26 protein-coding genes and 1 tRNA gene are annotated in these 23,807 nt (G+C 28.5%); 4 read left to right on the top strand and 23 right to left on the bottom strand.

Translation table 11 applies throughout. The annotated features are described in order from the left end of the window. Positions 1 to 5: 5 nt before the first annotated feature. From ACFOWD_RS02855 to ACFOWD_RS02785, 15 genes are all read right to left on the bottom strand, one after another. A complete protein-coding gene (locus tag ACFOWD_RS02855; RefSeq protein ID WP_298990315.1) occupies positions 6 to 1,577 on the bottom strand; it encodes a SulP family inorganic anion transporter in 1,572 nt (523 codons plus the stop codon). Between the two features lie 80 nt (positions 1,578 to 1,657). Next, complete coding sequence (locus tag ACFOWD_RS02850) at positions 1,658 to 1,954, bottom strand: hypothetical protein (protein ID WP_377407949.1); 297 nt, start codon at positions 1,952 to 1,954, stop codon at positions 1,658 to 1,660. 54 nt (positions 1,955 to 2,008) lie between these two features. After that, positions 2,009 to 2,767 carry a tetratricopeptide repeat protein gene (locus ACFOWD_RS02845; protein WP_377407947.1) on the bottom strand — a complete coding sequence of 253 codons (759 nt, stop codon included), beginning with the start codon at positions 2,765 to 2,767 and terminating at the stop codon, positions 2,009 to 2,011. A 1-nt stretch (position 2,768) separates the two neighbouring features. Then, the gene (locus ACFOWD_RS02840) at positions 2,769 to 4,604 is read right to left on the bottom strand and encodes a BatD family protein (RefSeq protein ID WP_377407945.1); all 1,836 of its coding nucleotides are present in this window, start codon (positions 4,602 to 4,604) and stop codon (positions 2,769 to 2,771) included. After that, positions 4,555 to 5,394, bottom strand: coding sequence for a tetratricopeptide repeat protein (locus ACFOWD_RS02835; protein ID WP_377407943.1), 840 nt, complete (start codon positions 5,392 to 5,394; stop codon positions 4,555 to 4,557). The genes ACFOWD_RS02840 and ACFOWD_RS02835 overlap by 50 nt, the downstream gene beginning before the upstream one ends. 4 nt (positions 5,395 to 5,398) lie before the next feature. After that, a complete protein-coding gene (locus tag ACFOWD_RS02830; protein WP_298990305.1) occupies positions 5,399 to 6,445 on the bottom strand; it encodes a VWA domain-containing protein in 1,047 nt (348 codons plus the stop codon). 1 nt (position 6,446) lies between these two features. Next, positions 6,447 to 7,451, bottom strand: a complete 1,005-nt coding sequence (locus ACFOWD_RS02825; protein ID WP_377409595.1) for a vWA domain-containing protein — start codon at positions 7,449 to 7,451, stop codon at positions 6,447 to 6,449. Then, positions 7,438 to 8,352 (bottom strand): hypothetical protein, encoded by a 915-nt coding sequence (locus ACFOWD_RS02820; RefSeq protein WP_377407941.1) that lies wholly within the window; start codon positions 8,350 to 8,352, stop codon positions 7,438 to 7,440. The genes ACFOWD_RS02825 and ACFOWD_RS02820 overlap by 14 nt, the downstream gene beginning before the upstream one ends. Beyond that, complete coding sequence (locus ACFOWD_RS02815; protein ID WP_377407939.1) at positions 8,353 to 9,222, bottom strand: DUF58 domain-containing protein; 870 nt, start codon at positions 9,220 to 9,222, stop codon at positions 8,353 to 8,355. It lies immediately after the preceding gene. 63 nt (positions 9,223 to 9,285) lie between these two features. Next, a complete protein-coding gene (locus tag ACFOWD_RS02810) occupies positions 9,286 to 10,275 on the bottom strand; it encodes an AAA family ATPase (RefSeq protein WP_377407937.1) in 990 nt (329 codons plus the stop codon). Between the two features lie 117 nt (positions 10,276 to 10,392). Next, positions 10,393 to 11,157, bottom strand: coding sequence for a UDP-2,3-diacylglucosamine diphosphatase (locus ACFOWD_RS02805; protein ID WP_298990290.1), 765 nt, complete (start codon positions 11,155 to 11,157; stop codon positions 10,393 to 10,395). A 15-nt stretch (positions 11,158 to 11,172) separates the two neighbouring features. Further along, entirely contained in the window at positions 11,173 to 12,744 is a 1,572-nt protein-coding gene (locus tag ACFOWD_RS02800; RefSeq protein ID WP_377407935.1) for a S41 family peptidase, read from the bottom strand. Next, entirely contained in the window at positions 12,737 to 13,162 is a 426-nt protein-coding gene (locus ACFOWD_RS02795; RefSeq protein WP_377407933.1) for a deoxycytidylate deaminase, read from the bottom strand. The genes ACFOWD_RS02800 and ACFOWD_RS02795 overlap by 8 nt, the downstream gene beginning before the upstream one ends. 42 nt (positions 13,163 to 13,204) lie before the next feature. Further along, positions 13,205 to 13,786: a HupE/UreJ family protein gene (locus tag ACFOWD_RS02790; RefSeq protein WP_298990283.1), complete on the bottom strand. Its 582-nt coding sequence runs from the start codon at positions 13,784 to 13,786 to the stop codon at positions 13,205 to 13,207. Positions 13,787 to 13,944: 158 nt separating this feature from the next. Continuing rightward, positions 13,945 to 14,026, bottom strand: a tRNA-Leu gene (locus tag ACFOWD_RS02785). 127 nt (positions 14,027 to 14,153) lie between these two features. Between ACFOWD_RS02785 and ACFOWD_RS02780 the strand changes: the two genes are divergently transcribed. The 3 genes from ACFOWD_RS02780 to pth all read left to right on the top strand — a co-directional run bounded on the left by ACFOWD_RS02780 (position 14,154) and on the right by pth (position 16,412). Beyond that, positions 14,154 to 15,095, top strand: a complete 942-nt coding sequence (locus ACFOWD_RS02780; RefSeq protein ID WP_298990280.1) for a ribose-phosphate pyrophosphokinase — start codon at positions 14,154 to 14,156, stop codon at positions 15,093 to 15,095. Positions 15,096 to 15,114: 19 nt separating this feature from the next. After that, positions 15,115 to 15,690, top strand: a complete 576-nt coding sequence (locus tag ACFOWD_RS02775; RefSeq protein ID WP_298990278.1) for a 50S ribosomal protein L25/general stress protein Ctc — start codon at positions 15,115 to 15,117, stop codon at positions 15,688 to 15,690. A gap of 155 nt (positions 15,691 to 15,845) precedes the next feature. Beyond that, positions 15,846 to 16,412 carry an aminoacyl-tRNA hydrolase gene (gene pth, locus ACFOWD_RS02770; protein ID WP_298990275.1) on the top strand — a complete coding sequence of 189 codons (567 nt, stop codon included), beginning with the start codon at positions 15,846 to 15,848 and terminating at the stop codon, positions 16,410 to 16,412. 42 nt (positions 16,413 to 16,454) lie between these two features. On the opposite strand, the gene ACFOWD_RS02765 is transcribed toward pth, so the two are convergent. The 7 genes from ACFOWD_RS02765 to ACFOWD_RS02735 form a co-directional block, all read right to left on the bottom strand. Continuing rightward, complete coding sequence (locus tag ACFOWD_RS02765) at positions 16,455 to 16,985, bottom strand: hypothetical protein (RefSeq protein WP_298990273.1); 531 nt, start codon at positions 16,983 to 16,985, stop codon at positions 16,455 to 16,457. Between the two features lie 72 nt (positions 16,986 to 17,057). Then, positions 17,058 to 17,507 (bottom strand): 6-pyruvoyl trahydropterin synthase family protein, encoded by a 450-nt coding sequence (locus ACFOWD_RS02760; RefSeq protein ID WP_377407930.1) that lies wholly within the window; start codon positions 17,505 to 17,507, stop codon positions 17,058 to 17,060. A gap of 93 nt (positions 17,508 to 17,600) precedes the next feature. After that, on the bottom strand, positions 17,601 to 19,097 hold the full coding sequence (locus ACFOWD_RS02755; RefSeq protein ID WP_377407929.1) for a GH3 auxin-responsive promoter family protein: 1,497 nt from the start codon (positions 19,095 to 19,097) through the stop codon (positions 17,601 to 17,603). Continuing rightward, positions 19,098 to 19,964: a M23 family metallopeptidase gene (locus tag ACFOWD_RS02750; RefSeq protein WP_377407927.1), complete on the bottom strand. Its 867-nt coding sequence runs from the start codon at positions 19,962 to 19,964 to the stop codon at positions 19,098 to 19,100. 44 nt (positions 19,965 to 20,008) lie between these two features. Beyond that, positions 20,009 to 20,590 (bottom strand): nicotinate (nicotinamide) nucleotide adenylyltransferase, encoded by a 582-nt coding sequence (gene nadD / locus ACFOWD_RS02745; RefSeq protein WP_377407925.1) that lies wholly within the window; start codon positions 20,588 to 20,590, stop codon positions 20,009 to 20,011. A gap of 26 nt (positions 20,591 to 20,616) precedes the next feature. Next, on the bottom strand, positions 20,617 to 21,198 hold the full coding sequence (gmk, locus tag ACFOWD_RS02740) for a guanylate kinase (RefSeq protein WP_298990256.1): 582 nt from the start codon (positions 21,196 to 21,198) through the stop codon (positions 20,617 to 20,619). Position 21,199: 1 nt separating this feature from the next. After that, the gene (locus ACFOWD_RS02735) at positions 21,200 to 22,066 is read right to left on the bottom strand and encodes a YicC/YloC family endoribonuclease (RefSeq protein ID WP_377407923.1); all 867 of its coding nucleotides are present in this window, start codon (positions 22,064 to 22,066) and stop codon (positions 21,200 to 21,202) included. Between the two features lie 125 nt (positions 22,067 to 22,191). Between ACFOWD_RS02735 and upp the strand changes: the two genes are divergently transcribed. Then, positions 22,192 to 22,845, top strand: coding sequence for a uracil phosphoribosyltransferase (upp, locus tag ACFOWD_RS02730; protein WP_298990253.1), 654 nt, complete (start codon positions 22,192 to 22,194; stop codon positions 22,843 to 22,845). Here the strand turns inward: upp and ACFOWD_RS02725 are convergent. After that, entirely contained in the window at positions 22,840 to 23,349 is a 510-nt protein-coding gene (locus ACFOWD_RS02725) for a hypothetical protein (RefSeq protein WP_377407921.1), read from the bottom strand. The genes upp and ACFOWD_RS02725 overlap by 6 nt on opposite strands. Positions 23,350 to 23,807: the final 458 nt, after the last annotated feature.

Genomic DNA, 23,807 nt, shown 5'->3' with positions numbered 1-23,807 from the left:
TTGATTTATTTTTTTAATTTAAAAAACTCTATAAAACTGTCAGGATTTTCTACAATTCCTCTTTCTGATATTAATTTGATGGTTATATTTCTTTCTCTAGCTTTAATACTAAAGTCTTCAAGAATTTCAATAATATCGTTATCTAAATATTTGGTTTGTCTTACATCTAATTCTAATAAAGAATCTTTTGGTAAGTTGTCTAACTCTTTTAAAATAGCACCTTTATTAAAGAAAGTAACCTCTTCTGCAAGTGTCATTTTAATTTTACCATCATCAATGTCTTCTCCTTCTTTGTGTAAAAAGTGTGAGTTTTGAAAACTCTTAATTAAAATAATAACGATACCCACAGCAAGACCCATTCCAATACCTTTTAAAAGATCTGTAAATACAATCCCTAAAACAGTTACTAAAAATGGCACAAATTGTTTCCACCCTAATTTCCACATTTGTTTAAAAAGCGATGGTTTTGCTAATTTAAAACCAACAATAAATAAAATTGCTGCAAGTACAGACAATGGTATTTTATTTAATAAAGTTGGTATTAAAATAATAGAGATTAATAAAAAGAAACCATGAACTATGGCTGACAATTTTGTTCTACCTCCAGATTGTATATTAGCAGAACTTCTAACAATTACCTGAGTTATTGGTAAACCACCAATTAAACCAGAAATAACATTTCCTGTTCCTTGTGCTAGTAATTCTCTGTTTGTTGGTGTAACGTTTTTATGTGGATCTAATTTGTCTGTTGCTTCAACACATAGTAAGGTCTCTAAACTAGCCACCAAAGCTATTGTGAAAGCTGTAACCCAAATTTCTGGATTGCCAATAACTCCAAAGTTTGGAAAGCTAAATTGGCCTAAAAAAGAATCCATATCACTTGGTACAGGCACACTTACTAAATGTTCAGAGCTAATACCATATTTAGTGTCATCACCAGTAACAACAAAATAAATAATACCTAAAACTACAGCAACTAATGGGCCTTGAATTAATTGAAAAATTTTACCTTTTTTAGACAAAACATTACTCCAAAGTAATAAAATTCCTAAACCAACAAGTCCTATAATTGTAGAACCCAGGCTAATATTATTTAATGTTTTTAATATTTCTGAAAAAGTGTTTTCACCATCAACTTGAAAGAAAGCAAAATCTCCTTCAGGATCTGCATCATAACCAAAAAAGTGAGGTATTTGCTTTAGAATAATAATGATTCCAATACCAGTTAACATTCCTTTAATTACAGATGATGGAAAATAATATCCAATTACCCCTGCTTTTAAAAGTCCAAAAATAAGTTGTATGATACCACCTAAAACTACAGCAACTAAAAAGTTTTCATAGCCTCCTAAAGAGCCTATAGCTGTAAGTACTATTGCTGCTAAACCTGCAGCAGGACCACTTACCCCAATATTAGAGCCAGATAATGCTCCAACTACTATACCCCCAACAATACCAGCAATTAAGCCAGAAAAAAGTGGAGCTCCACTTGCTAATGCAATACCTAAACAAAGAGGCAGTGCAACAAAAAATACTACTATACTAGCAGGTAAATCGTTTTTAATGTATTTAAACATAAATAAAAAAGTTTTTCTAAATGATTAATTTAGATTGATTGAAAAAATAATTTTGATTGATAAATTGATTGAAAATAGAACTAAGAATTTAGTTCTGGAGGAGGTGTGTTTTTCTTTGATAGTTCTAAGTAATAACTATCATTAAAAGAAGTAACATCCTTATCATCTTCATAAAAAATTTCTAATAAAGTGTTTTTAGAAAAAGTTCTTAATTCTATTTCGATATCTTTTTCTAATTCCTCGTTTTTATTTTCTTCATCTTTAGAATCATAAAGAGAAGTAATTTCTTGATTACTATCTATAAGGCTAGAAATTACTGGTGTAATTAGTAAACTTATAAAAAGAAAAGATAATAATATTGCGAGTTTTGTTTTCAAAAAAATAAATTATGAAATGCAATATAGTAAAAAAGAAACGAGCTAAGTAAAAAATTAAAAGTTATCTAATAATTGAATATCATTAGCAATAATCCAACCTATTTTACCATCAGCAATTTTTATTTTTTTCCAATCGTCTATAGTGTCTAAAACAATAACTTTTGTGCCTTCATGTAAGGTAAATACTTCTTCTGAATTTAAAGAAGGAGCATTTCTAACTTCTGTTTCTTCAGCAAAAACAATAGCTACTTTGTTATTTTTAAAGTAAGAAAACTGATTGTAAGTAATTGTTAAAGAAATAATTAAAAACAAAAAGCTAATTAAGCTTGTTATAAAAAAAGTTCTTTTACTTCTAGGTTGATTTGAAAAATAAAAAAGTAAGAAAAGCAAACTGCCCAATACACAAAAAACAATTGAAACTATTGCCCATTGATTATAAGATAGTTTTTGTAAATATCTACTATTTAATTTTTGAAAAACAGTTTTTGGTAATTCTTCAATATTATCTAATGCCAACCTTCTTGCAAAAACTAAATTGTTTTGTACATCTTTATTTAAAGGATTTAATTTTAAAGCTTTTTCATAATAATAAATAGAAGGGCCAACTTTATTTAATTTGTAATAAGAGTTACCTAAATTGTAAAAAAGCTCAGATGAAATTAGGTTATATTTTTCTAAGAATTTGTAATACTCAATCGCTTTTTCGTAGTTCTGCTGTCTGTACATTTCATTAGCAGATTCAAATATCTTTTGCTCATCTTGAGCATTTAATACATTTGCAATTAGCAGTAATAAAATTAGGATTTTCTTCATCTTATAACTGTTTATCTAATTCAACGATTACTTGTTTTGCTTTCTCATATTCTTGCTTCATTTCTGTATCTGTTACTGGTGTGTAACGTGCAAAATCAGAAGCTTTTAATACATCTATAAACTGATTTATAGTTGATTCTTCAACTTTTCTATTATTTAAAAGTTGAGTTATTCTGTCTTTACTAATATCAGCAGTTTCAACATTTAATTTAGCTTTTAAATAGTTGTGTAAAGCTCTTTCTAAAGCTTCATAAAAAGCTTCTTTTTTGCCTAATTGTTTTTGTGCTTCAGACAAGTATTTTTTAGCTAATTTTTCTGCTCTTCTTTGTTTACGACCAATAACATCACTATTTCTTTTCTCATTATTTTTAGCAATGATAATACCAATAGGAATTAGTAAAAGTGGTAAAAATAATAAGCCATAAAAAAGATTAGATTTAAAAAAGTCTGTGGTTTCTTTGGTAGAGAAATCTGTTTTAGTTTGTATGTATCTAAAGTTTTTGCCTGTTAAAGTAACTGTTCTTTTTTCTACATCAGTTTTATTAACTACTGTTGTAATTTCTTTGCCTTCTAACACATTTACATATAAATCTTCTGTTGAAATTGTATTATATTTTTTTGTATTTGGATCAAAGAATGAAAAGTTTACACTTGGTATTTTATATTTTCCTTTGTATTGAGGAACTACTGTATAGGTATCTGTAACAGAACCAGATAAACCATTTGTAGCAACTTTTACATTTTCTTTTCTTTCTGGTTGATATTTCTCTAATTCTGCAGGAGTTTCTACAGTTGGTAGTTCAAATAATTTTAAATTTCCTTTACCTGAAACTGCAACTTTTATTTGTGAAGATTCATTTGCTTTTAAAGCATCTTTACTTAATGTAACTTCAAAATCAAAATTACCCACAGCTCCAGTAAAATCTTCTGGTTTGCCTTCTAAAGGAAGATCTTTTGGAATAATTACTTTTTTAGCTGATGAAAACTCTTTTTTAATGTTTTTTGTCATTACATTTCCAAAAAAATCAGCTCTTCCTGTTGGTACACCAATAACAATATCCATTTTCATTGGGTCTATTGCTAATCTTCCTGATTTTGTTGGTATTAATAATGCTTTCTGTAAAACAATATACCTGTAATTTTCTCCATTGTATTTCCCCATTTTTACTGGGAAACCATCAATTTTAATTTCTTGATTCCAAAAGCCATTATATTGTGGAGCTTCTGTTACAGAGGTATCATAAACACTTACGTTTTCACTAACATATAATCTATATTCTACATAAATGCCTTCACCAACATATGGGCTAGATTTAGAAATTTCTGCAACTAAATGAATATTTTGTTCAGCAATATAATTTGGATCGTTTGGATTATCTGGAATCTCTACAGGATCTAAAACAATAATTTTCATCATTTTAGAATTTATAGTACCTCCATTAATATCTATACTTGCAGGCTCAATAATTAACTCACCTTTTCTTTTAGGTTTAATGATGTAAGTATAAGATTGAGAAAAGCTTACTTTGCCATTAATCCAAGACTGACTTACAGATTGACTAGGACCTTGGATAACTTTAAAATTACTGAATTTTGGAGGCGTAAAATTATCTGCTCCTTGTTTGTTTATAGAGAATTCTACGCGTAAACGTTGATTTAGCCCTAATTTGTTTTTACTTACAGAAACACTTAACTCAGCTTCTTGAGAAAACAAAAGTAGACTACAAAAAACAAAATAAATTGATATGTATTTTTTCAATTCCATTGATTTTATTTCGAGACCAAATTTACCAATCTTTTTCTTGTTTTGTTTTTGTGCCTTTCGCTTTTTTGGCATTCATTTTTTTCTGAGTTTTCTTCTCCTCATTATTTAAGCTCTCTAACAATTGCTTAATTTGTTGTGGAGACATTTTGCCTTGTTGAGGCTTAGGCTTTTGTTTTTTATCTTTATTATCGTCTTTTTTAGGATCTTGCTTATCTTTTTGGTCTTTATCTCCTTTTCCGTCTTTATCTTTATCGTCTTCTTTCTTATCTTTATCATCACCATCTTTCTTGTCTTTATCCTTATTTTTATCGTCTTTGTCCTTATTCTCTTTGTCCTTATTCTCTTTGTCTTTATTGTCCTTGTTTTTGTCTTTATTTTTATCGTTTTTATTTTGCTTGTTTTGTTCGTCTAATAACTTTTTAGCAACAGCAAAATTATAACGAGTTTCATCATCATTAGGATTGTTTCTTAACGAATTTTTAAAAGCTTCTACTGCACCTTGGTAATTTTTAGTTTCCATGTATGCATTACCTAAATTATGATAGGCCTCTGCTTTTGTGTATTTATCTTCTGCTGTTTTTGCAGTTAATTCATAAGAAGGAATAGCTTCTTTAAAATTTTTACCTTGGTATAAAGCATTACCTAAATTATAACTTGCTTTGTCATAATAAGAACTATTAGCTAATGCTTTTTTATAAGCTACAGAAGCATCTGTAAATTGTTGTTTTTCGTATAGGGCATTTCCGTTTCTAACTAATTTTCTTGCTTTACGTTGTTGCGCAATAGAATCTTTTTGAGCAGAAATTTTATTTACAGAACATAAAATAACTGCCATACATAAGTATATTATTTTTTTGTTCATTCTTTTACTTTTTTGTTTTTTCTTCGTTAAATAAATCTACTTTTTTCACCCATTTTGTTTTCTTCTCAAATAAGAAAACATCGAGTAATAAAAAGAAAACACCTATACCTAAAAACCATTGAAACTGATCTTTATAATCAGAAAATTGTTTGGTTTCGAATTCACTTTTTTGAGCATTAGCCATAATGCTCGAAATTTCTTTTACAGGATTTTCGGTTATATTACCATCTATATATTTACCATTAGCAATGTCTGCTATATTTTGCAAAACTTCTGCGTTTCTTTTTGTTATAACAGTTTCTCCTTTTCTATCTTTTTTGTAACCTACCAAATCACCACTTTCACGTAAAGGAATTGGTCCTCCTTTTTCAGTACCTACACCTATAGTATAAACCTTTACACCATCATTAGACAAATTTTGTGCCATTTGCTTGGTTTCTTCTTGATGATCTTCACCATCTGAAATAATGACTAAAAAACGATTGGTTTGTTCATCATTATTATAATATGTTTTTGCAAGTTCTAAGGCTTCGTTTATTGCTGTCCCTTGGCTAGATACCAAATCTGGACTTGCATTTTGTAAGAACATATTTGCTGCAGCATGATCTGTTGTTATTGGTAAAAGCGGATACGAATTACCTGCATAAATAATAACACCAACTCTATCACTACCTAAATTATCTATGATTTTTGAAATAACTTGTTTGGCTTTTTCTAATCTATTTGGTGCAATATCTTCAGCCAACATACTTCTAGAAACATCTAAAGCAAATACAATATCTACACCTTCTCTTTTTACAGTTTTTAATTTAGAACCCATTTTTGGATTAACCAAGGCTAGCACTAGAAAAGCGATTCCTAAAGAAAGTATTAATAATTTTAATGTTGATTTAAAAACAGATGAGTTTGGAGCTAATTGTTCTAGTAATTCTAAATCTGCAAACTTTTTTTGAGTTCTTTTTTTCCACCATAAAACCAACAAGAAAATAACAATCATTACAGGAATGATTGCTAAAACATAAAAATAAATTGGTTCTTCTAACTTATACATTTTATATAAAACTCTTAAATAATGTGTTTCTTAATAAAAACTCTAAAATCAATAAACCTAATGCTAAGAAAACTAAAGGTCTATATAATTCTTTGTAATTGTAATATTTAAATTCTTCGATTTTTGTTTTTTCAAGCTTATCTATTTCATCATAAATTTCTTGTAACTCAGTATTATTGGTAGCTCTAAAATATTTTCCTTCAGTTTCTGAAGCAATAAATTTTAATAAGTCTTCGTCTATTTCTACTTGTTGTTTTCTAAAATTTAATTGTCCAGTTCTAGGGTCTTTACTCCAAGGGAAATCAGCCATACCATTAGTTCCAATTCCAATAGTATATACTTTTATACCTAATTCTTTAGCCAATTCTGTAGCTGTTCTTGGGTCTATGTTTCCAGAGTTGTTTACTCCATCTGTTAAAAGAATAATAACTTTACTTTTAGCTTCACTATCTTTTAATCTATTTACTCCAGAACCTAAACCCATGCCAATTGCTGTACCACCTTCTAAACGACCCCATTGTAATTCAGAAATGGTTCTTTTTACAATACGTTTATCACTAGTTATTGGTGTTTGTGTAAAACTTTCTCCTGCATAAACTACAATACCAATTCTATCATTTGGTCTTCTGTTTACAAAATTGATAGCTACTTTTTTAAGTGCTTCTAGTCTGTTTGGGCGTAAATCTCTTGCTAGCATACTAGCAGAAACATCTATAGCCATAACTATATCTATACCTCTATTAGTTTTTGTTCTTTTACTTACAGATACATTTCTTGGTCTTGCTAAAGCAACAATTATAGCAGCTAAAGCTAAGAGCCTTAAGACATATAAAAGAGGTTTTAATTTTGATAAAAAAGAACTGGTTCTAAAACCTTTTATAGAGGGTATAGATAAAACAGCAGCATCTTTTTTACGCATAAAAAAGTACCAAACTGCTAATAATGGAATAAGTATTAACAGATATAAAAACTCTGGATTTAAAAATTCTGCATTATTCCAATTCATCATCATTAACTTTTACTTTAGGTTTTAAATTATGGATGATTACTTCTGCATCTTTTCTATCTTCTTCAATCTCTGGAGCTAGAGGTTTAGATTTTGCAAATTTTACTAAATCTGCTTCTCTAAATAAATCTCTTAGTTTTTCTATATTTTCTTTTGTGGTTTCAATACTTTCTGCATCGTTAAAATCTCTAAGCATTTCTATAACCTCATCAGAAGTTTTTTCTAATGCTGGTAATTTAAGTTCACGCTCAATATAATTTCTGATGATTTCTGTTAATTCTGAATAATATTGTTTTACTTTATTATTTTGCCACAATAATTTTTCATCTAACTCATTCAACTTAAACATAGCTTCTTCATAAGGTTCTAATAACCTATAAGTTGGTTCTTCTTCTTCAATTTTTCTTTTTCTAATAACAAACCAATAGATCCAGAAAGCAATAATTGCTAATGCAGCTAACAATAAATAAATATAAACTTTAAAATCATCAAAAGTATAAGGCTCTTTCTTAATAGATTTTATAGGATACTTTTTAACCTTTGTTGTATCAATTTCTACTGTAGCAACATTAATTAACAAGGAGTCTGTTAGGTAAGCTTGATTTCTAATAAAAACCTGTTGTTGAGGTATATAAAAAGAACCGCTATCAAAACCTGTAATAATATATTTTTGAATTAACATATTCTGTAAAGTATCTACTTTTGCAGAATCTATTATTTCTAATCCTTTTAATTCTAATTTTGGAAGAATAACATTTTCTGTTTCGTTAACAGAAATTCTTAAATTAAACTGCTCTCCAATTCTAATATTAGAAGTTTCTATTTGTGCTTTTACTTTTGGGTTTTGCCCAAAAACAACAGCAGAAAATAAAAATAATATGTAGTAAAATTTCCTCTTCATCTATCTTCCTTTATGTTTAAAATAACCTAATAATTTTTTAACATAGCTTTCATCAACTCTTGTATTAATAGCCCCAGCACCTCCTCTTTTAAAAGTATTTTCGTAATAATCTGCTAATCGTAAAGCATTTGCTTTGTAATTTCTTCTTACAGTTTTAGAGGCTGTATTTACTAATTGTATAGTGCCAGTTTCTGCATCTTGCATTGGTACCATTCCAAGATTAGGAATTTCTTCATCATGTTTGTCATAAACTCTAATACCTGTAACATCATGTTTGTTAGCTGCTATTTTTAGTGTTTTTTCATAATCATCATCCATAAAATCGGATAAAACAAAAGCAATAGCACGCTTTTTTAAAACACTAGACAAAAAACGTAAAGCTTCAGAAATATTTGTTTTTTTACTTTTTGGTTTAAACTCAATAAGCTCTCTAATAATTCTTAGAACGTGACTTTTACCTTTTTTTGGAGGAATAAATAACTCTATTTCATCAGAAAATAAAGCCAAACCTACTTTATCGTTATTTTGAGTAGCAGAAAAGGCTAGTGTAGCAGCAATTTCTGTAATGGTGTTTTTCTTAAATTGAGTTGAGGTACCAAATAATTCTGAACCTGAAACATCTACCAATAACATCATTGTAAGTTCACGTTCTTCCTCAAAAACTTTTACATAAGGTTCATTATAACGTGCAGTAACATTCCAATCTATAGTTCTTACATCATCTCCAAATTGATATTGGCGAACTTCAGAAAAAGTCATACCTCGTCCTTTAAATGATGAATGGTATTCACCACCAAAAATATCATTAGACAAACGCTTTGTCTTAATTTCTATTTTACGAACTTTCTTTAGTATTTCTTTGGTATCCATATTCTAAGCTGTTGGCTATTTGCTTTTTGCTGCTGGCTAATTGCTAAATGCTAAGAGCTAATTCTAAGGTACTTCTACTTCGTTAATAATTGAATTGATGATGTCTACAGAAGTAATATTTTCTGCTTCTGCTTCGTAAGTAATACCAATTCTGTGACGTAAAACATCTTTAACAACTGCTCTAACATCTTCTGGAATTACATACCCTCTTCTTTTTATAAAGGCATAACATTTAGCAGCTTTTGCTAAGTTGATACTACCTCTTGGAGAAGCCCCAAAACTGATTAAATCTTTTAAATCTGGTAAGTTGTATTTTTCTGGATAACGTGTTGCAAAAATGATATCTAAAATATATTTTTCAATTTTTTCATCCATGTAAACTTCATTAACAGCTTGTCTTGCTCTGTTAATTTGCTCTAAAGAAATTACTGGGTTTACAGAAGAAAAATCGCCTGTTAAGTTTTGACGCATAATAATTTGCTCATCTTGCAAACGAGGATAATCAATAACTACTTTTAGCATAAATCTATCTACTTGAGCTTCTGGTAAAGGATAGGTACCTTCTTGCTCAACTGGGTTTTGAGTTGCCATAACTAAAAAAGGTTCGTCTAACTTAAAAGTTTCATCACCAATAGTTATTTGACGCTCTTGCATAGCTTCTAATAAAGCAGATTGTACTTTTGCAGGTGCTCTGTTAATCTCATCTGCTAAAACAAAGTTTGCAAAAATTGGCCCTTTTTTAATAGAGAAATCATTTACTTTCATGTTGTAAATCATAGTACCAACAACATCTGCAGGTAGTAAATCTGGGGTAAATTGAACTCTACTAAAACTACCTTGTACTGCTTTAGATAAAGTGTTTATAGCTAATGTTTTTGCTAAACCAGGCACACCTTCTAGCAAGATATGGCCATTACCTAATAAGCCAATTAACAAACTTTCTATCATTTGTTTTTGACCTACAATAACTTTATTCATTTCTAAAGTTAGAATGTCTACAAAGGCACTCTCTCTTTCTATTTTCTCATTAATAGCTCTAACATCTACGTCCATTATATATAGTAATTGATTATTAATTTTTTACGTAAAACAAAACTACAATTTTAACAAAATTTATTTGTTAAAACAAGGTTAAAGGTTATTTCGTTTTTTATAGAATTGATAGGGGTTTCAGTTAAATTCTGTTAATTTAAAAGAAGTGGTATCAAAAGCACCAAAAGTGTAGTAGTTAATCCAGTCTCCAAGATTAATATATGTACTGTTTTTTTGTAGTTTAATTTCTAATGGTAAATGCCTATGACCAAATACAAAATAATCATAATGTTCAGATTCTAATTTTCTTTTACAGTATTGCACTAACCATTCGTTTTCTTCCCCTAAAAATTTTGCATCTTCTTCACCAGAGATCATTTTATTTTTTACAGACATGTATTGCCCTAATTTAACACCTAAATCTGGGTGAAGCCATTTAAACATCCATTTAAATAAAGGAAAAGTAAACACTTTTTTCATGCGTTTATAGCCTTTGTCTTCTGGGCCTAAACCATCTCCATGACCTATAAAGAAGATTTTATTGTTGATTAAGAATTTTTGTGGTGAATGATAAACAGGAATATTTAATTCTTTTTGAAAGTAGTCTTTCATCCATAAATCATGGTTACCAACAAAGAAATAAATTGGAATACCTGAATCTCTTATTTCTGCTAACTTACCTAAGACTCTTACAAATCCTTTTGGAACAACAGTTTCATATTCAAACCAAAAATCAAATAAATCACCTAATAAAAAAATTGCTTCAGCATCTTTTTTTACTTCATTTAACCAAGCTACAAATTTTTTCTCTCTAGGAAAACTTTTTTCTGGAGTAGGAGCTCCTAAATGCTGGTCTGAAGCAAAATAGACTTTTTTGTTTTCTGATGTTGTAATCTCAATCATTAATGCAAAGAAAAGCTATTCCTCTTTACTTTCCAACTCTAAGACTTTTTGTAGCATTTTGTCTTCTTGATGAATGATTCTGTAAAAACCAACATCACCAAAAAGTACATTAGCAATAGAAGCTTTTAAGTATCTTTTGATAGTTTCTTTAGTTTTATAAGAAGGAGTTGCTTTATCTTTTATTGATGATAAATACTCGTCAAAGACTTCTTCTTCATTGTCAAAATTATTTATAAAACTATCTATATCCCATTTTTCAAGCTTTTTTCTATTGTTGTCTACATAATCAAATGCAAAATTATTAATGGTATTAAAAAAGAAATTAGACATGTAAGCTGTTGTGTCAATAGGAACAAAAACGTCAGGAATAATACCTCCTCCACCATAAACAATCTTTCCTTTAGGAGTTGTAAATTTTAAAGAATCTAAAACTTTTATACTGTCTTTGTTAAGTAATTCTCCACTTGCTAATCTTTTTTGATAATCTCTGTAGTATTTTCTTTTTCCTTTAGATTCATAAGGTTTTTGTATAGAACGACCTGTAGGTGTATAATATCTTGCAGTGGTTAAACGAACAGCAGATCCATCTCCTAAAGGCATTTCTATTTGAACAAGACCTTTACCAAATGAACGTCTACCAATGATAGTACCTTTGTCATTATCTTGTAATGCCCCTGCTACAATTTCTGATGCAGAAGCAGAATTTTCATCAATTAAGACATAAATACCTCCTTGTTCGAACATTCCTGTTGAGGTTGCAAAATATTCTTCGATTTTATTTTTATTGTTTTTGGTAAAAACCATTAACTTATCTTTCTCTAAGAAATCATCTAAAATTCTATTCGCAATATCTATAAAGCCACCACCATTTCCTCTTAAATCTAAAACTAAGTCAGTCATGCCTTTACTTTTTAGATTTTTTAAAGAGGTTTTAAATTCTCTGTAAGTATTTCTTGCAAAACGATCTAACTTAATATATCCTACAGAATCGTTAATCATATAAGCAAGGTCTACACTTTTAATGTTTACTTTACCTCTTTTAAGATTTACATAAAATAAAGAGTCGTTACTTTTTCTATAAATTTGAAGTTTTACTTCGGTTTCAGGTTTGCCTTTTAAATATTTTGGTACTATTCCGCTTCTAAAATTTTTACCAAATAAAGTGTCTTTATCTGCCATTAAAATTCTATCTCCTGCTTTTATACCTGCTTTTATACTTGGGCCTCCTTTAATGGGTTGTACAACTGTAATAGAGTCGTTTATCATTCTAAACTGAACACCTATTCCCACAAAATTACCTTGCATATTTTCTGTTACAGCCTGTAAATTTTCTTTAGGAATATAAACAGAATGAGGATCTAGTTTATTTAGCATTTGGTTAATAGCGCCATCTAATAAACTATCTGTATTAACATCATCTACATAATCTTTTTCGATAAAATTGATGAGTCTTTTAATCTTTTGTTCTTGAGAAGTATTTTTATTTAAAGATAAAATATCATTAGAATTACCTCCAAAAAAAACACCAATAAGTATGCCTAATATTACAGCAATAGCGAAGTAAATAGGTAGGTTGTTTTTATTCATAAGGTAAATGATTTAATTCTACACCAGCTTTTTCTAAAAAATTTAAACCAGAAGGATCTTTATAGGCATTTGCGTAAACTACACGTTTTATACCTGCTTGATGAATTAGTTTACTGCATTCTCTACAAGGAGATAAGGTAATATATAATGTTGCATCTTTTGCAGATTGTGTAGATGAAGCCACTTTTAAAATTGCGTTAGCTTCTGCATGTAAAACTTCCCATTTTGTAGCACCTTCTTCATTTTCACAACAATTTTCAAATCCTGTTGGAGTTCCATTAAACCCATCAGAAATAATCATTCTATCTTTTACAATTAAAGCGCCTACTTGTTTTCTTTTACAATGAGATAATTTACCCCATTCTAAAGCCATTTTTAAGTAAGCTTTATCATATTTTAGTTGCTTTTCTAAAGTCATCTAACGAAATTATGAAGATTTATAGAATTAAAAGTTAATTATTTACCAAAAGATTCTTTCCCAAATCATTTTAGCTGAGATTATTAATACTAAAATTGAGGTAGCCATAATCCAATATTGTTTTTTAAGTTTTGCAAACTTTTGTAAAATAAACCCAATTAGAAGTATACCAGAAACTATAATTAATTGTGCTAGTTCTATGCCTAGAGCAAATTCTATAAGAGGTAAAAGTTTGTCTTCTTCTTGCCCAATCATCATTCTAAAATAATTGGAAAATCCTAAACCATGAATTAGACCAAATATTAACGCAAAGATTAAGTTTATATTATTGGCATTTGCTTCTTCTCTTTTTAGATGAAAGATATTAAAGACACCAGTAATAAAAATAGTTACAGGTATTAAAAACTCTATTAAAGCAACATCAATATTTAAAATTTTATAAGCTGAAAGTGCTAATGTAATTGAATGTCCAACAGTAAAAAGCGTAACTAGCCATAATACTCTTTTCCATTCTTTAACATTAAACACCACACAAAGTGCAACTAAAAATAAGATATGGTCATAGGCAGTAAAATCTAACACATGATTTAATCCCATTTTTACATATAAAGTAAAATCATTCATAAATAATAAATACAATTGGTTAAAAATCCAGAAAACAAATTTATAATCTATTTTAAAAATAAATATTAAATAAAACAAAAAGTGTTTTTTATCTGTTAGTTTTAAAAGATAAAAAAACCATAACTATAAGTTAAAAACATAGTTATGGCTTTTATTTGTACTCAAGGTGGGAATCGAACCCACACTTCCGAAGAAACTGGATTTTGAATCCAGCGCGTCTACCAATTCCGCCACTTGAGCTTAAGTAAATAAGATTGCAAATCTAAATAAATAAAATTAGTTTTTAAACTCTAATTATAATTTCAATAGTAGCTATTTAATTTCTATTTTTGCAATCACAAATACAGCACAATTTAACACTCACTTTATGTCAACTACATCATTAGCTCCAAAACTTTTTGCTTGCAGACAAAGCACGGTTTTAGCAGAAAAAATTGCTACAGAATACAATACAACTTTAGGTAACGTTATTACCACTTATTTTTCAGATGGTGAATTTCAACCAGCATTTGAAGAGTCTGTAAGAGGTAGAAGAGTTTTTATTATTGGTTCTACGTTTCCTAATGCAGATAATCTAATGGAAATGTTGTTAATGTTAGACGCAGCAAAAAGAGCTTCTGCTAGACATATTACAGCTGTTATGCCTTATTTTGGTTGGGCAAGACAAGATAGAAAAGATAAACCAAGAGTTGCTATTGGAGCAAAACTAGTAGCAAAATTATTAGAAGCAGCTGGTGCTACAAGAATTATGACAATGGATTTACATGCAGATCAAATACAAGGTTTTTTTGAAAAGCCAGTAGATCATTTATTCGCATCAACTATATTTTTACCGTACATAAAAAGTTTAAATCTTGAAAATCTAACAATAGCTTCACCAGATATGGGAGGTTCTAAAAGAGCTTACGCTTATTCAAAACACTTATTGTCTGATGTTGTTATTTGTTATAAACAACGTAAAAAAGCCAATGTCATTGGGCATATGGAGTTAATTGGAGATGTAGAAGGTAAAAATGTTGTTTTAGTAGATGATATGATAGACACAGGAGGTACTCTTGCACATGCTGCAAATTTAATGAAAGAAAGAGGAGCTTTAAGTGTTAGAGCAATTTGTACACATCCTATACTTTCTGGTGGTGCTTACGAAAAAATAGAGAACTCTGCATTAACAGAATTAATAGTTTCTGATACAATTCCGTTAAAAAAGGAGACTTCTAAAATAAAAGTTGTATCTTGCGCGCCCTTATTTGCTGATGTTATGCATAAAGTGCAGGATAACAAGTCAATAAGTGATAAATTTATAATATAATTAATTATTAAAAAAAGTAATGAAATCAATTACAATTAAAGGATCAAAAAGAGAAAGCGTGGGCAAAGTAGCTACTAAAGCCTTACGTAATGCTGGAATGGTTCCTTGCGTTATTTACGGAGGAGATAAGCCAATACATTTTTCAGCAGAAGAAAAAGCGTTTAAAAACTTGGTATATACTCCAAATGTATACACTGCAAGTATTGATGTTGATGGACAAAAAATTCCTGCAATCTTACAGGATATTCAATTTCACCCAGTATCAGACAGAATTTTACATGTAGATTTCTATCAATTATTTGATGATAAAGAAATTACAATGAACATTCCTGTTAAATTAGTAGGTAAATCTAAAGGTGTTGCTATAGGTGGTGCTTTACGTCATAACTTACGTAAAATGAGAGTAAAAGCTTTACCAGCTAACTTACCAGATTTTATAGAAGCAGATATTACTGAATTAGAAATTGGTAATAAATTATATGTTACAGAATTAAAGAACGATAAATATTCAATCTTACACCCAGACAATACTGTTGTTGCTCAAGTAAGAATGTCACGTAATGCATCTAAAGCAGCAGCTGAAACAGAAGCATAATTTTTAAGTGATTAAAATACTTAAAGCGCTACAAAACTTTGTAGCGCTTTTTTTATTTATCTTATTTATAGAAGATATCTTATTTTTGAATTATGAAATTAAAAGATTTGATCTTTAAATTATTTAACTCAAAGCAATTAGAAAAGGAAGAATCAATGAAAAAATATTTGATTGTAGGTTTAGGAAATATTGGAGAAAAATATCAAAATACACGTCATAATATTGGATTTAAAATTCTTGATGAGGTAGCTAAAGAACATAATGTATCTTTTGAAACAGATAAGTTAGGTGATGTTACTAGTTTTAGGTTTAAAGGCAGAACTTTTGTTTTATTAAAACCAAGTACTTTTATGAACTTGAGTGGGAAAGCCGTAAAATACTGGATGCAAAAAGAAAAAATCTCAGTTGATAATTTATTAATTGTAACAGATGATTTAAATATCGATTTTGGTACAATAAGAGTGAAAGCAAAAGGTTCTGATGGAGGACATAATGGATTAAAAGACATTCAAGAAAAACTAGCCACTAATAAATACCCAAGATTTCGTTTTGGAGTAGGTTCTAATTATTCTAAAGGAAGGCAAGTAGATTATGTTTTAGGAGAATGGACTTCAGATGAAGAAAGTCAGCTTATAGAGCGTTTACCAAAATCTGTAGAGGTAATTACTTCTTTTGGTACTGCAGGTTTAGCAAATACAATGAATAATTTTAATGGTAAATAAAAAAAGCTGTCCTTAAGAACAGCTTTTTATTATAAATTTTTCTTATTTCCTAATAAAACTTACAGCAAGATTTACTTTAAAATCACTATTTGTTAATGGCTCTGTACCTTCAATTTCTTGAGTCAAAGAAAAGTTGTTAGCTGTAAATACAGTAACATTTAAATCACCACTTAAAAAATCTGCATTCTGATCTGAGAAAGTTATAGAATTATCTGCGTTAATTGTGTAATTTCCACTTTCGTCTATAACCACAATTTCTTGAGTAGTTGTTGGTGCAACACCAGGTACAGATGTAGTAATGACAATTCTATGTTCTCCTTTTATTGAATAGGTTTTATCTGTATTTAAAATCATGTCTACTTGAAAAGTATCTCCAACTCCATTTGCTTTTGCAGTAACAGGAATTATGCCCACTAAAGTTGTAGTTTCTGTGTCTATACTTAAACTCTGAATATTATAAGTTCCTGAAATATTCTCATAAGTTAAAGGATATGCAGGCTCTTCATTATTATCACCACAATTAGTTAAGGTAATGCTAACGAGTAAAAGCAAAAATATTTTGATTGATTTCATAAGGCTTATTTTAGTCAAATATAACTTTTTAAAGGAAAGATTATTGTTTAAGAATTCTTTTTAACAACATTTTTAATTTTCACTTGCATACCATTCTGCAAAGCTAGTGTCTGTTTCTTGTAACTTTATAGCATGTAATTTTATGTTTTTTGGTAAACGCGCTTTAATTTTTTTAGCAAAATCTATTACCATCATTTCACTTGTTGGTTGATAGTCTACTAATAAAACATGATGACCTCTGTCTATTAATTCTTTAGCTAATTCTACATGTGGCGTATTTTTATTAAACACTGTAGCATGGTCAAACAAGTCTACAATTTCTTGTTTTACAATTTTTTTTAAATCACCAAAATCTATAACCATACCAAATTTTACATTGGTGTTGTCTGTTATTGGTTTACCTGAAACAGTTACAGAAAGTTTATACGAATGCCCATGAACGTTTCTACATTTTCCATCATAACCATATAAAGCATGGCCAGTTTCAAAGCTAAACTGTTTTGTAATTCTAATATTGCTCATTAACGTCTGTTTCTATATTTGTTGTAAAAGTAAACAATAACTAGTGCTACTGCTAAACCTAAGAATAAAAAATCTCCTCCCATAAATAAAAAATTAATCTACTAAAAAGTTCTCTAAAACATCAGCAATTTTTCTGTTATCAGATAATTGTGGAATTTTATTTTGTCCTCCAAATTTACCAATAGATTTCATATATGCATGAAAACCACCTTTTTTTACTTTTCTAATAACTAAAGGACGTAAGATTTTACCTTCAATTAAATCAAAATAATAAATATTTTGTTCTTGCATAGAAGTATCTACTTTTAAAGCAAATTCTTCTAATTTTTTGGGTTCATTCTCAAACTCTATAAACCATTCATGATAAGGTAAGCCACTTTTTGGATTTACTTGAGGTGCCACAGTAAACTCGCTAATATTAATATCTGTACCCTGTATAGCATCATTTAATGCTTTTTCTACTTCTTTACCAATAACATGTTCTCCAAAAGCAGAAATAAAATGTTTAATTCTACCAGTAACTTTAATTCTATATGGTTTTGTTGAAGTAAATTCAACTGTATCACCAATATTGTAACCCCAAAGACCAGCAGTAGTATTTAAAATGATTACATAATTTATACCAACTTTTACATCTTTTAATGAAATTCTAGTTGGGTTTTCATCAAAAAATTCTGATGCAGGAATAAACTCATAGAAAATACCAGAATCTAACTGCAATAGCATTCCTTTTGCTTTTTGAGAATCTTGATATGCTATAAAACCTTCTGATGCAGGATACAATTCTATGTAATCTATTTTTTTACCTATTAAAGTTTCAAACTTATTTTTGTAGGGTTCAAAATTTACACCTCCATAAATAAAGAAGTTAAAGTTTGGAAAGATTTCTGATATTTTTTTTCCAGTCTTTTCTATTAATTTTTCAAAATACATCTGTACCCAAGAAGGGATACCACTGATAACAGACATATCCTCGTTAATCGTTTCTTCTACAATGGCATTTACTTTAGTGTCCCAATCTTCAATACAATTAGTTTTCCAACTTGGTAATCTGTTTTTTAATAAATATTGAGGTACATAATGTGCAACAATTCCACTTAATCTGCCTAATTTAATTCCGTTTTTGTCTTGTAATACTGGGCTACCTTGTAGAAAAATCATTTTGCCATCAACAAAACTTGCATCATTTTTTTCTGCTATATAAAATAATAAAGCATTTCTTGCTGCCTTTATATGTGTTGGCATAGATGCTTTAGTAATAGGAATATATTTTGCTCCAGATGTTGTGCCAGAAGTTTTTGCAAAATATAAAGGTTTACCTTCCCAAAGCACATCAGATTCTCCTGCTACAATTCTATCTACATAAGCTCTTAAACCTTCGTAATCTTGTACTTTTACTCTGTTTTTAAAATCTTGGTAATTAGAAATATTTTTAAAATCATGATCTTTACCAAAAGCAGTCTTTTTACCAATCTTAATTAGGTTTTTAAAAACTTTTTCTTGTGTTTTATGGGGTTTATTTGCCCATTTATAAACATTTCTAGTAGCTATTTTAGCAAAAGGAATTGCAAAAAAAGATTTTAAACTCATTTATTTGAAGTCGATAAAATTATTAGGATTTACAGAATAACCAGCTTTCCAAAGCTCAAAATGTAAATGAGGTCCTGTTGTTAACTCTCCTGTAGAACCTACACTAGCAATTACTTCTCCAGATTTAACAAAATCTCCTTGTTCTTTAAGTAAATTTCCATTGTGTTTGTAAACTGTTATATAATCTTCTTTATGTTTTAGAATAATTACATAACCTGTTTCAGTAGTCCATCCAGAAAAAATTACAGTACCATCTGCAGCTGCTTTAACAGGCGTGTTTTTTGGAGCAACAATATCAATAGCTAAGTGCTTAGCTTTAGCGTCGAAATCTTGAGAAACTGTACCTTTTAGAGGCGCAAAAAACACAATATTAGCTTTGTTTTGTGCGTTATTTTGAATCGGAAAACGATCTTGACTTTCTATTTTTTCTCTAAATAAAGAATCTTCTTTAGAGGCAATAAGTAAACTATCATTTAAAACAACCCTATTGCTTTCTAAAGAAATAGTATCTATTATATCTGGTTTAATTTCACCAGTTAAAATTGGTCCTAAATTCTTTGTAAAATCTTCTAAAACGTCTAGCTTTCTTTTTAAAGAGTCTGTTTCAAAAGCCAATTTTGTAGCTTTTATTTTTAAATCTGTAGACGAATATCCAGGGATATATTCTTTAATTGGTGTAAAAGTGATGAAAAAAGTAGTGATTAAAATCAATAAAAAAGAAATAACCCCCCCTAAAACAAAAACATTTAAGCGAGATAGTTTTAAAGAAAATCGCTCTTCAAAAGTATCTTCATTTAAAACTACTAACCTATACTTGTCAGTTAGTTTTTGTTTAAAAGACGATTTTTTTGGAGGTTGATGATCCACTTGAAAATTATTTATAACTACTATTTAACGTAAAAATAAGGAAACTATTTTTTATAAAAATTCATTTCATCTATGTATTGCCAAACTTCTTTTGTTAAAAGTGGTTTCACATTTTTTTTATTCTCAATTCCTTTACGAATCATTGTTGATGAAATTTGTACAATTGGTGCATCAACTTTATGAATTTTAGAATGATTTTTAAATTGATGTTCTACAGTACCTTCTGCAATTCTTGGATATACATAAATGTGATGATGCTCTAAAATAGTTTCATAATTTTTCCATTTATGAAAACTTTTTAAATTGTCTTCGCCCATAATTAAACAAAACTCTTTGTTCGTAAATTTATCTGAAATATGAGCCAATGTATGAACAGTATAGTTGGGTTGTGGTAGTTTAAACTCAATATCTGAGGGTTTAATTTTTGGATAACTCTCTGTAGCTCTATAAACCAATTCAAATCGATGGTGATTTTCTAAAAGTGAGCTTTTCTTTTTAAAAGGATTATGAGGCGTAACAACCATCCAGATTTCATCTAAATCAGAATATTCAATCATATGATTGGCAATAATTAAATGCCCAACATGTATTGGGTTAAAAGTGCCAAAATATAAACCGATTTTCATAATTAAGTTTTTACGCTTTTAAGATTTTAGTTTAATTCTAAAAAGTTACTTACCAATTCTTCTGCCTCTTTTAAAGCAACTTCTAAATCGTAATTTTTAATAATTTTATCAAATTGTGGTGCAGTGGCTAACTCTACAGATGCTTTTGCAATACGCATATTTATTTTCTCTTCACTTTCTGTAGAACGTTTTTTTAATCTTATTTTTAATTCGTCTACACTTGGTGGTTTCACAAAAACCGCTAATGTTTTTTCTGGAAATTTCTTTTTAATTCTTAATCCTCCAACAACATCAATATCAAAAATAACGTGTTTCTTTTGTGCCCAAATTCTTTCTACCTCTGCTTTTAAAGTACCATAAAAATTATCTCTATATACTTCTTCCCACTCTAAGAATTTATCTGCTTTAATATTATTTTTAAACTCTTCTAAAGAAATAAAATAATAATCTTCTCCATCTTTTTCATTACCTCTTGGTTTTCTAGAAGTTGCTGAAATAGAAAATGCTAAGTTTAGTTTTTCTTGATTTAATAAATGACGAACTATTGTAGTTTTACCAGAACCAGAAGGCGCAGAAAACACAAATAACTTTCCTTTAAATTCACTCATATTAAAGTACGTTTAAAATTTGTTCTTTAATTTGTTCTAACTCGTTTTTCATTTGGATAACTGCTTTTTGCATGGGTGCAAAATTAGCTTTAGAACCTGTAGTATTTATTTCTCTACCCATTTCTTGGATAATAAAACCTAATTTTTTACCATTAGATTCTTCAGATGCTAAAGTTTGTAAAAAGTAATCTAAATGATTTGCTAAACGAACTTTTTCTTCATTAATATCTAGTTTTTCTAGATAATAAATCAACTCTTGTTCAAATCTATTTTCATCAGTTTCTACTTTTAAATCATCAATAGCCTTTTTAAGTCTTGCTTTTACATTTTCTATCCTATCATTATCTAAAGCATTTACTTCTTCTAAATATTTTTTAATATTAGCAATTCTTTCTTTAAAATCTATTTCTAAAGAATTTGCTTCATCAATTCTATATTGTACAATTTTTGTTAAAGCTTCATCAATTTTCTCATCAATTAAATTCCACTCTTCTTCATCTAACTCTTCACGTTCTGTTTTTAAAGCATCAGGCATGCTTATAGCCATCTTTAATAACTCTAAATCTTCTGAAGTGCCACTTTGCATAACATTTCTAAGTTGTTGCATGTATTGTTTTACTACACCATTATTTATGGTTGTAGAGGTTTCATCAGCTGTCATTTCTACAAAAATCGAAAAGTCGACTTTACCTCTTACTAATTTTTTAGCCAGTTTTTTACGAACATTTAATTCTTTTTCTTTGTAGTAAGAAGGTATTCTAACATTTAAATCTAAATTTTTACTATTTAAAGATTTAATTTCTATGGTTACTTTTTTGGTTGACAATTGCAACACAGCTTTTCCATAACCAGTCATAGATTGAATCATACAATCACTATTTTAAATGAGCCACAAAGATAACTTTTTATTTTGTTGATGAATTTAAACTGCTTCTATGTTTTTGAAGTTTATAATTTTAGTATTTTACATCGAAATACAAAATAAAAATACAAATGATTGTTCATCATATATCTGAAGAAAACTCTATTTTAAATAAATTTATATCTGAAATTAGAGATAAGAATATTCAAAAAGACTCTCTTCGTTTTAGAAGAAATATAGAAAGAATAGGTGAGATTTTAGGTTACGAGTTAAGTAAGAAATTATCTTATACTAGCTTTTATGTAGAGACACCTTTAGGTAAAAAGAAACAACAATTATCTTATAATAATATTGTGCTTTGTTCAATTTTAAGAGCAGGATTACCTTTACATCAAGGGTTGTTAAATTATTTTGATGATGCAGAAAATGCTTTTATTTCTGCTTTTAGAAAACACACAAAAAACTCTAATGATTTTGAGATAGTTGTAGAGTATTTTGCTTCACCAAAAATTGAAGGTAAAACATTATTTATAGCAGATCCAATGTTGGCAACAGGTCAATCTTTGGTGGCAGTTTATGAGGCAATTAAAAAGAATGGTATTCCTAAAGAATTACATATTGTTTCTGTAATTGGTTCTAAAGAAGGGATAGCATTTATTGAAAAGCATTTTCCTAAAAATACTCATTTATGGATTGCAACTATAGACGATAATTTAAATGATAAAGGGTATATAGTTCCTGGTTTAGGAGATGCAGGAGATTTAGCTTTTGGAGAAAAATTATAAAACAAATCTCGCTAAAAAACATCCTATAAAAAGAATGTATAAGATACTGTCTTTTATAATCTTTTTCTCAATTAGCTCAACTCCATTTGCAATAATTATAGCTACAGGAAAAAATAAGTAAATTAAATCACCAGTGGTTTTTTGGTTCAATAACAACACAAACAAAAAAGCTACAAATAGGTTTAATATTATTAAAATCCAACTTCTTTTAAAAGTGTTATTAATTGATAGCGTGGTTCTAGATTTATAAATCATAAAAATAAAAGTTAATAAAGCAATAATTAAAGCAAAAAAGATAAGGTTTGGTTCAATTAAGTTATTAAGAGATAAATTTATTTTAAACTGAAATAAGTCAAAAAAAACTTGAGTTTGATTAAACCAAAATAAATATGAAAAATAGATAATTAAAGGTGTTGCAAAACCAATTATTGGTATTACAAGAGTATTTATTGTTAGTTTTTTATGTAAATAAATTGAAGCATAAATCAGTAATATAAAAATCAATGAAATTGGTTTAAAAATAAAAAAAATGCCTAGCCAAAAACTAGCATCATAAATTTTCTCTAAAATTGATTTATTAGACCTAAGACTATAAATTTTTCTAACAATTAATAAATAAATACTAGTTAAAAACAACATGTTTATATCTAGTAAGTATGGTAATATGCTTATTGATAAAATTATGAAAATGAAAAAAGCATAAGAATTATCGAAAGTTATTCCGTTTTTCTTGGTAATAAAGTTGAATAGAAAAAAGATAAACAAGAAAAAAAAGAGAAAGACAATACTTTCTAATATAATAGAACTAAAGGTTTTAGCAGTAAATGAACCAAATATTAAAGTTACAGTAAGTACACAAAAAAAAAGAATTAAGATTCCAATAAAAATGATAGGTTTAGATTTGTTTAAAAAATTGGCTAACATTATTTCTTTTGTTATTTTTGCAGTGTAAATATAATTAA

The organism is Polaribacter marinivivus, assembly GCF_042651285.1.
GTDB classification, from domain to species: Bacteria; Bacteroidota; Bacteroidia; order Flavobacteriales; family Flavobacteriaceae; genus Polaribacter; species Polaribacter marinivivus.
Note: the sequence above shows the minus strand (reverse complement) of the source record. Positions and strands in the feature narration are given on the sequence as shown.

Bases quoted from the DNA above. Each gene is read 5' to 3' on its own strand.
- ACFOWD_RS02790 (WP_298990283.1), bottom strand. From the start codon at position 13,786: ATGAATGATTTTACTTTATATGTAAAAATGGGATTAAATCATGTGTTA.
- ACFOWD_RS02845 (WP_377407947.1), bottom strand. From the start codon at position 2,767: ATGAAGAAAATCCTAATTTTATTACTGCTAATTGCAAATGTATTAAAT.
- ACFOWD_RS02810 (WP_377407937.1), bottom strand. From the start codon at position 10,275: ATGGACGTAGATGTTAGAGCTATTAATGAGAAAATAGAAAGAGAGAGT.
- ACFOWD_RS02805 (WP_298990290.1), bottom strand. From the start codon at position 11,157: ATGATTGAGATTACAACATCAGAAAACAAAAAAGTCTATTTTGCTTCA.
- ACFOWD_RS02780 (WP_298990280.1), top strand. From the start codon at position 14,154: ATGTCAACTACATCATTAGCTCCAAAACTTTTTGCTTGCAGACAAAGC.
- ACFOWD_RS02835 (WP_377407943.1), bottom strand. From the start codon at position 5,394: ATGAACAAAAAAATAATATACTTATGTATGGCAGTTATTTTATGTTCT.
- ACFOWD_RS02830 (WP_298990305.1), bottom strand. From the start codon at position 6,445: ATGTATAAGTTAGAAGAACCAATTTATTTTTATGTTTTAGCAATCATT.
- ACFOWD_RS02795 (WP_377407933.1), bottom strand. From the start codon at position 13,162: ATGACTTTAGAAAAGCAACTAAAATATGATAAAGCTTACTTAAAAATG.
- upp (WP_298990253.1), top strand. From the start codon at position 22,192: ATGATTGTTCATCATATATCTGAAGAAAACTCTATTTTAAATAAATTT.
- ACFOWD_RS02760 (WP_377407930.1), bottom strand. From the start codon at position 17,507: ATGAGCAATATTAGAATTACAAAACAGTTTAGCTTTGAAACTGGCCAT.
- ACFOWD_RS02755 (WP_377407929.1), bottom strand. From the start codon at position 19,097: ATGAGTTTAAAATCTTTTTTTGCAATTCCTTTTGCTAAAATAGCTACT.
- ACFOWD_RS02855 (WP_298990315.1), bottom strand. From the start codon at position 1,577: ATGTTTAAATACATTAAAAACGATTTACCTGCTAGTATAGTAGTATTT.
- ACFOWD_RS02820 (WP_377407941.1), bottom strand. From the start codon at position 8,352: ATGAAGAGGAAATTTTACTACATATTATTTTTATTTTCTGCTGTTGTT.
- ACFOWD_RS02765 (WP_298990273.1), bottom strand. From the start codon at position 16,985: ATGAAATCAATCAAAATATTTTTGCTTTTACTCGTTAGCATTACCTTA.
- nadD (WP_377407925.1), bottom strand. From the start codon at position 20,590: ATGAAAATCGGTTTATATTTTGGCACTTTTAACCCAATACATGTTGGG.
- gmk (WP_298990256.1), bottom strand. From the start codon at position 21,198: ATGAGTGAATTTAAAGGAAAGTTATTTGTGTTTTCTGCGCCTTCTGGT.
- ACFOWD_RS02775 (WP_298990278.1), top strand. From the start codon at position 15,115: ATGAAATCAATTACAATTAAAGGATCAAAAAGAGAAAGCGTGGGCAAA.
- pth (WP_298990275.1), top strand. From the start codon at position 15,846: ATGAAAAAATATTTGATTGTAGGTTTAGGAAATATTGGAGAAAAATAT.
- ACFOWD_RS02825 (WP_377409595.1), bottom strand. From the start codon at position 7,451: ATGAATTGGAATAATGCAGAATTTTTAAATCCAGAGTTTTTATATCTG.
- ACFOWD_RS02840 (WP_377407945.1), bottom strand. From the start codon at position 4,604: ATGCCAAAAAAGCGAAAGGCACAAAAACAAAACAAGAAAAAGATTGGT.
- ACFOWD_RS02735 (WP_377407923.1), bottom strand. From the start codon at position 22,066: ATGATTCAATCTATGACTGGTTATGGAAAAGCTGTGTTGCAATTGTCA.
- ACFOWD_RS02800 (WP_377407935.1), bottom strand. From the start codon at position 12,744: ATGAATAAAAACAACCTACCTATTTACTTCGCTATTGCTGTAATATTA.
- ACFOWD_RS02815 (WP_377407939.1), bottom strand. From the start codon at position 9,222: ATGGATACCAAAGAAATACTAAAGAAAGTTCGTAAAATAGAAATTAAG.